Annotated in this window: 5 protein-coding genes; 3 read left to right on the forward strand and 2 right to left on the reverse strand. The window is 70.8% G+C overall.

From position 1 onward, the window contains the following. Both D7V93_RS36095 and D7V93_RS36100 read left to right on the forward strand, forming a co-directional pair. A partial coding sequence (locus tag D7V93_RS36095) for an OprO/OprP family phosphate-selective porin (RefSeq protein ID WP_120647677.1) occupies positions 1 to 1,282 on the forward strand: 1,282 nt, incomplete at its 5' end. A 152-nt stretch (positions 1,283 to 1,434) separates the two neighbouring features. After that, on the forward strand, positions 1,435 to 2,442 hold the full coding sequence (locus D7V93_RS36100) for a hypothetical protein (protein WP_120647678.1): 1,008 nt from the start codon (positions 1,435 to 1,437) through the stop codon (positions 2,440 to 2,442). A 7-nt stretch (positions 2,443 to 2,449) separates the two neighbouring features. On the opposite strand, the gene D7V93_RS36105 is transcribed toward D7V93_RS36100, so the two are convergent. Beyond that, complete coding sequence (locus tag D7V93_RS36105) at positions 2,450 to 3,742, reverse strand: AAA family ATPase (RefSeq protein WP_120647679.1); 1,293 nt, start codon at positions 3,740 to 3,742, stop codon at positions 2,450 to 2,452. A 25-nt stretch (positions 3,743 to 3,767) separates the two neighbouring features. Continuing rightward, entirely contained in the window at positions 3,768 to 4,463 is a 696-nt protein-coding gene (locus D7V93_RS36110) for a glutamine amidotransferase-related protein (protein ID WP_120647680.1), read from the reverse strand. Between the two features lie 218 nt (positions 4,464 to 4,681). On the opposite strand from D7V93_RS36110, the gene D7V93_RS36115 reads away from it, so the two are divergent. Next, positions 4,682 to 5,764 carry a M35 family metalloendopeptidase gene (locus D7V93_RS36115; protein ID WP_120647681.1) on the forward strand — a complete coding sequence of 361 codons (1,083 nt, stop codon included), beginning with the start codon at positions 4,682 to 4,684 and terminating at the stop codon, positions 5,762 to 5,764. Positions 5,765 to 5,958 lie beyond the last annotated feature (194 nt).

The raw sequence follows: 5,958 nt of genomic DNA on the forward strand, positions 1-5,958 counted from the left end.
CCCCGGTCCAGCCCTCCTCGTCGCCACGGGCCTGCTCCTCGCCGCGGCCCCCGCACGGGCCCAGGAGCAGGCCGCCGAGGGCCCCCCGGCCACGAAGCCGTCCGTCGTCGTCCAGGTGTCGGAAGACGGCTTCTCGCTGGCCACGGCGGACAAGGCCTTCGTGCTGAAGCTGCGCGGGCTCATCCAGACGGATGGGCGCTTCTTCTTCGACGACCCGGGGCGCACGGGCACCAACACCTTTGTCATGCGGCGCGTGCGGCCGTTCATGGAGGGGACGTTCTTCGGCTCCGTCGACTTCCGCCTCGTACCGGACTTCGGCAACGGGCAGCCGCTCCTGCAGGACGCGTGGGTCGACCTCAAGCCGCGCGAGCAGCTGCGCCTGCGCGTCGGCAAGTTCAAGACGCCCTTCGGGCTGGAGCTGCTCCAGTCCGACGCGGATGTCCCCTTCGTCGAGCGCGCCCTCACGGTGGACCTGGTCCCCAACCGCGACGAGGGGCTGGAGCTGCACGGAGACGTGCTCGGCGGGCGGTTGACGTACTCGCTGGCCGCGCTCAACGGGGATCCGGACGGCACCAGCACCGACCTCAACACGGACGACAGCTTCGACCTGGCCGCGCGCCTCTTCGCGCACCCGTTCAAGGGCGGCGGCGTGCCCCTCCTCCAGGGCCTGGGGCTGGGCGTGGCGGTGACGTGGGGCCAGCAGTTCGGCACGGCCTCGAGCCCCGGCGTCGCGACCCAGCGCAGCACGGGACAGCAGGCCATCTTCAACTACCTGGGCGGCACCGGTGGCGCGGAGCCGGTGCTCGCGCACGGGGAGCACGTGCGGTACTCCCCCCAGGGGTACTTCTACGGGGGGCCGCTGGGCGTGCTCGCGGAGTACGTGAGCTCGTCGCAGGACGTGCAGGTGGGGGAGGTGCGCGCGCGGCTTCACCACCGGGCCTGGCAGGCCCTGGTCTCCTGGGTGCTGTTCGGCGGGAAGGCCTCCTTCGAGGGCGTCAAGCCGACGGCGCCCTTCGACCTGGGGACGGGCACCGGTGGAGCGCTGGAGGTGGCGGTGCGCTACCACGCGCTCCATCTGGATGACGACGCCTTCCCCCGCTTCGCGGACCCCGCGCGTTCGGTGCGCGCGGCGAAGGGCTTCGGCATCGCCGTGACGGCGTACTTCAACAAGCGCATGCGCCTGTCCTTGAACTTCCACCGCACGAACTACGAGGGCGGCGCCCCCGACGGCGACCGCCCCCCCGAGAACGCCTTGCTGACCCGGCTCCAGCTCACCTTCTGAGGTCCGGCACCCGTCGCTGACGCCCGGTGTCACACGGGCTTCGTCCTGCTGCGTCTTGAAGCCCGCACACCACCTGGATGACGCTCCCGTCCGCCGTGACGGGCAGCCCTTCCCCAGGGGCCTCCCGTCGCGGATCCCAGCCGAGAGGAAGCATGCCCGCGAACGTGCCCCCGCACCGCCCGGCGTCTGTCCGGACGCCCTCCCTGTCGAAGTGGCTCCCCCGCGCCGCGCTGCTGGCCCTGCTGGGGGTGTCCGCGCCCGCGGCCGCGCAGCAGCCCGAGCCCCCCGCGACGCAGAACGTGCCGCCCCCCACGCTGCCGTCGATGCCGGAGCGCCGGGTCTTCTTCACCAGCCTCAACGTGGTCCGCTACAACCCGCTGGGGCTCGAGTCGCAGAACAAGCTCATCTACCAGAAGCGGCTGTTCGACAGCCCGGCGATGCTGCTGCGCGACACGTTCGCCAGCGCCGCCGCGAGCCTCAAGCTGAGCCCGGCGTTCTTCAAGCTCGGGCCCGTGCTGGAGCTCCAGCCCGTGGCGATGTTCAACCTCCGCGCCGGCTACGAGTACGTCCAGTACTTCGGCACCTTCGGCAGCCTCCAGTCGTACCCGGACTCGTTCCAGCCCTACGACGACGACCTGCGCGACCTGACGAATGACTCCGCCTACGGCACGTCCGGACACCACTTCTTCCTGGAGCCCACGCTCCAGGCGAAGGTGAAGTCGGTCGCGCTGCGCACGAAGCTGGCCATCGAGTACTGGAACGTGGCGCTGCACGACGGAAGCCCGCGCGGGACGTTCTATGATCCGACGCTGGACACGCTCGTGCCGGGCAAGGGCTGGGTGCTGGCCAACGACACGGACCTCATCTGGATGGCCGGCCAGTGGACGCTGGGCGCCCGGTTCTCCGCGGTGTGGCCTCAATACGACGAAGACACCGGCGCCGTGGATCCGCTGCCCGGCCAGAGCCTGCCGTCCAACAAGCACATGCGCGTGGGCCCCCTCATCGCGTATGCCTTCGACACCCGCCCGGGCGGCGTCGTGAGCAAGCCCACCGCGCTGCTCATCGCCGGCTGGTACCTCACGCACGAGAACCGCACCAGCGCCCTGCCCTACCTGCTGGCCGGCTTCTCCTTCAGCACGGAGCTGCTCTCCGGACGTTGAGCGCGACTCACCCGAAGCCCTGGGCGCGCAGCACCGCGCCCAGCGGCACGGAGCCCACGCGGTACGCGTCGAACCACCGCGCGGCCTCCTCCGGCGTCGGCTGCGTCCACCGCCAGCTCCCGCGCCCCGAGCCCCCCTCGCAGCGGATCAACGAGGCCCGGAGCTGCTCCGCGTCGCGGAAGGCCAGGTGCTCGAACAGCAGCGGGCTCTGGCTGGTGATGAAGCCCTGGCGGTCGCCCACGGCCTCCACGCACGCCCGCACCAGGTCCGGGTGCAGCCCGTCCGCCAGCTCGTCCGCGATGACGAACGCCTCGTGGACGTCCAGGTAGTACAGGAAGGACAGGAGCCGCTTCTGGCCGTGGCCCAGCTGCTCCTGCGACACCGCGGACCCGTCCCCGCGCGTGAACGCGAAGCGGAAGCCGCTGAAGCCCAGCCGCCCGCCCTGTGACAGGGGCGTCGTCTCCGTCACGTCCACCGTGAGCGTGCCGGACGCGAACCCCGCCAGCGCCACGAAGCGCGCGAGGAAGCTCTGCGGCAGCGTTTCGTGGCGGAACCTCAACGTCGGGGGCAGCGGCTCCTCCTCCACCTGCTCGCGCAGCCACCCGGGCATCCACGCGGGCAGGGCCATGAGCCCCAGCGGGAACAGGTCCTCGCCCCGGCGCTCCATCGCGTAGCGGATGGTGCCGATGCGCTCGTACATCCCCAGCGCTTCGTCGAAGCGCGGCGGCGCCAGCAGGAACGTGCGGCGCAAGAGCTCCTTCAGCCGGTCCTTCACCCCGCGCTCCAGGTACTGCGCGGCCATGAAGAGCAGCGTCCACACGGACCGGTCCAACACCGACCAGTGCATGCGCTTGGAGAAGCCGGCCGCGCCGTCCACCTCGCACGCGAAGCCCGTGGCGCTCGCGCGCATCACGAGCCGCACGTCCTCCGCCGCGTCCCAGCGCACCGTCGCCACGATGGAGGGCATCAGCCCATGCGAGAGCGAAGCGGGTGGCAGCGCCAGCGCCACACCCGGTCCCGTGCCCTCGGGGGCCGTCGACGCGGGCAGCGCGGCGGGCGGCTCGTTGCGCACGGCCACGTCCACCGTGAGGCCGTCGAAGCGCAGCCCGTAGTCCAGCGAGAACGGCTCGCGCAGGAGCCCGGAGAAGTCCGAGCACAGCACCATGGACACCAGCTCCAGGAGCGTCGTGCGGCCGCTGCCCGTCGCCCCCACCACCACGTTGAGCGAGGGACCAAAGGTCAAGCGCGTGTCCGGCGCCAGCTCGCGGTAGTGGTGGACGTGCAGCCAGGTCAGCTTCATGGCGTCGCTCGCGAGCAGGAGGGCCTCAGCGCAGGCCCCGGGCCAGGTGGTGCGCGAGCCGCTGGAGCAGCTCCGTGTTCTCCGCCTCGGCGGCCTTCAGCTTGGGCAGCTGCGCCTTCAGCGCCTCCACGTCCTTGCCCCGGGTGACGAGGTCCTCCGCGCCCAGCTCCAGCCAGCGCCCCAGCTCCTTCGCCGTCAGCTCCAGGTGGAACTGGAAGCCGTAGGACGACCCCAGCCTGAAGGCCTGCTGCGTGTAGCGGTCCGTGGACGCCAGCAACGTCGCGCCCGGCACCGGCGTGTACGTGTCCCCATGCCAGTGCGCCACCGCCGTGCGCGGCTTCGCGCCCGCCACCACCGGATCCTTCAGCGCGTCCTGCGTCCAGCGCACCGGGCCCACGCCCACCTCGAAGCCGTTCTTGCCCGGCGACACCTGCGCCCCCGCCGCCGCCGCCAGGAGCTGCGCACCCAGGCACACGCCCACGCACGCGCGGTCATTCGCCAGCCGCTCTCCCAGCAACGCCAGCTCCTCGTTCAGGAACGGGTGGGCGTCCGCCTCATACACACCCATGGGTCCGCCCATCACCACCACCAGCGGCGCGTCCACGTCCTCGCGCCGCACCGTCCGGAACCGCCGCACCAGGGTGAAGCCCGCCGCCTCCAGCGCGGGTCCCAAGAGCCCCGGCCCCTCGTGCTCCTCGTGCTCGAACACCACCGCGCGCATCGTCCGACACCCCTTCCCTGTGAGCCACGCTCGTGCCGCACGAAGCCTAACGCTCCAGGCCACCGGAGGCCGCACCGCGGCGCGAAACGGATTAGTCGGGAGGTATTTATTTCACAGCATTTCGTGCCATCATCTCCGGGCCCGGTTTCCCCTATAAGCGTGAGGACCCGGGCATTCCCCCTGGTTTCGCTGCATCGTTTTCCGAAAGGACGTTCCTCGTGAGCAAGAGCCTTCGTGGTTTCAAGTGGCTGGTGGGCACGGTGGTTGGCGTTTCCCTGCTGGGTGCCTGCGGCGCTCCGGCCGATGGTGATACCGCCCCGACGGAGGCCACCGAGCAGGCCCAGGGCGCGCTGACGGCGACCGTGTCGGTGCCCAAGGCGTCGATGGCGGCCAGCGAGACGGTGACGGTGCAGGTGACGCTGACGAACACCTCCTCCGCGCCGGTGAGCCTCTACAAGTGGGAAGTGCCCGGCACGGGCCTGACGGAAGGGCGCCTCTCCGTCCTCCGCGACGGCCAGGCCGTGGACTACACCGGCGCGCACTACAAGCGCGTGCTGGGCCGCGCCGAGGACGTCGTGACCATCGCCCCCGGCGAGAGCATCTCCGGGCCCGTGGTCGTCTCGGATGCGTATGACCTGTCCGTGACGGGCACGTACGCCATCCGCTACGAGCTGGAGTCGCGCTCGAGCGTGACGGCGCTGTCCTCCAACGAGGTCAGCCTCTTCATCGAGGGCCGCCGCAACAGCCGCACGGACCTGGAGGCGCAGCGCCAGGTGACGGCCCAGAGCCTGTCCTACTCCGGCGCCTGCACGTCGTCCGAGCAGTCCTCCATCGCGACCGCGTTCACCGGCGCGCAGAACTACTCCAACGCCGCGTACAACTACCTGAACGGCACGCCGTCCGCGACCACGCGCTACACCACGTGGTTCGGCACGTACTCCAGCGCCAACTGGGGCACCATCAAGACGCACTTCAACAGCATCAAGAACGCGTTCGCGTCCCAGGCCGTCGTGGTGGACTGCAGCTGCAACGATAGCGGCACCTACGCCTACGTGTACGCGAACGCGCCCTACAAGATCTACGTGTGCGGCGCCTTCTGGAGCGCGCCCAACACGGGCACGGATTCGCGCGCCGGCACGCTGGTCCACGAGATGAGCCACTTCACCGTCGTGGCCGGCACGGGCGACAACGCCTACGGCCAGACCGCCGCCAAGGCCCTGGCGAAGTCCAACCCCACCAAGGCGCGCGCCAACGCGGACAGCCACGAATACTTCGCGGAGAACACCCCGTCGCTGCCGTAAGCTGACGGTGGTCCGTTGACCGGGGGACGCGCGGCCACAGGCCTCGCGTCCCCCTTCTTTTTTCACGAGCACAAGGAGCGACACGTGATGGGGCTGGGACGAAGCAACCTCGCATGGCTCGCGGCGCTGTCCGCCGCTGGAGCAGTCACCGCCTGTACGCCGAAGCCGGCCGAGCCGCCCGCGCAGCAGGCCCC

This window comes from Corallococcus llansteffanensis (assembly GCF_003612055.1).
GTDB classification, from domain to species: domain Bacteria; phylum Myxococcota; class Myxococcia; order Myxococcales; family Myxococcaceae; genus Corallococcus; species Corallococcus llansteffanensis.

What these genes read in the sequence shown, in the direction of transcription:
- D7V93_RS36100 (WP_120647678.1), top strand. Translation starts at nt 1,435, where the DNA reads ATGCCCGCGAACGTGCCCCCGCACCGCCCGGCGTCTGTCCGGACGCCC.
- D7V93_RS36105 (WP_120647679.1), bottom strand. Translation starts at nt 3,742, where the DNA reads ATGAAGCTGACCTGGCTGCACGTCCACCACTACCGCGAGCTGGCGCCG.
- D7V93_RS36110 (WP_120647680.1), bottom strand. Translation starts at nt 4,463, where the DNA reads ATGCGCGCGGTGGTGTTCGAGCACGAGGAGCACGAGGGGCCGGGGCTC.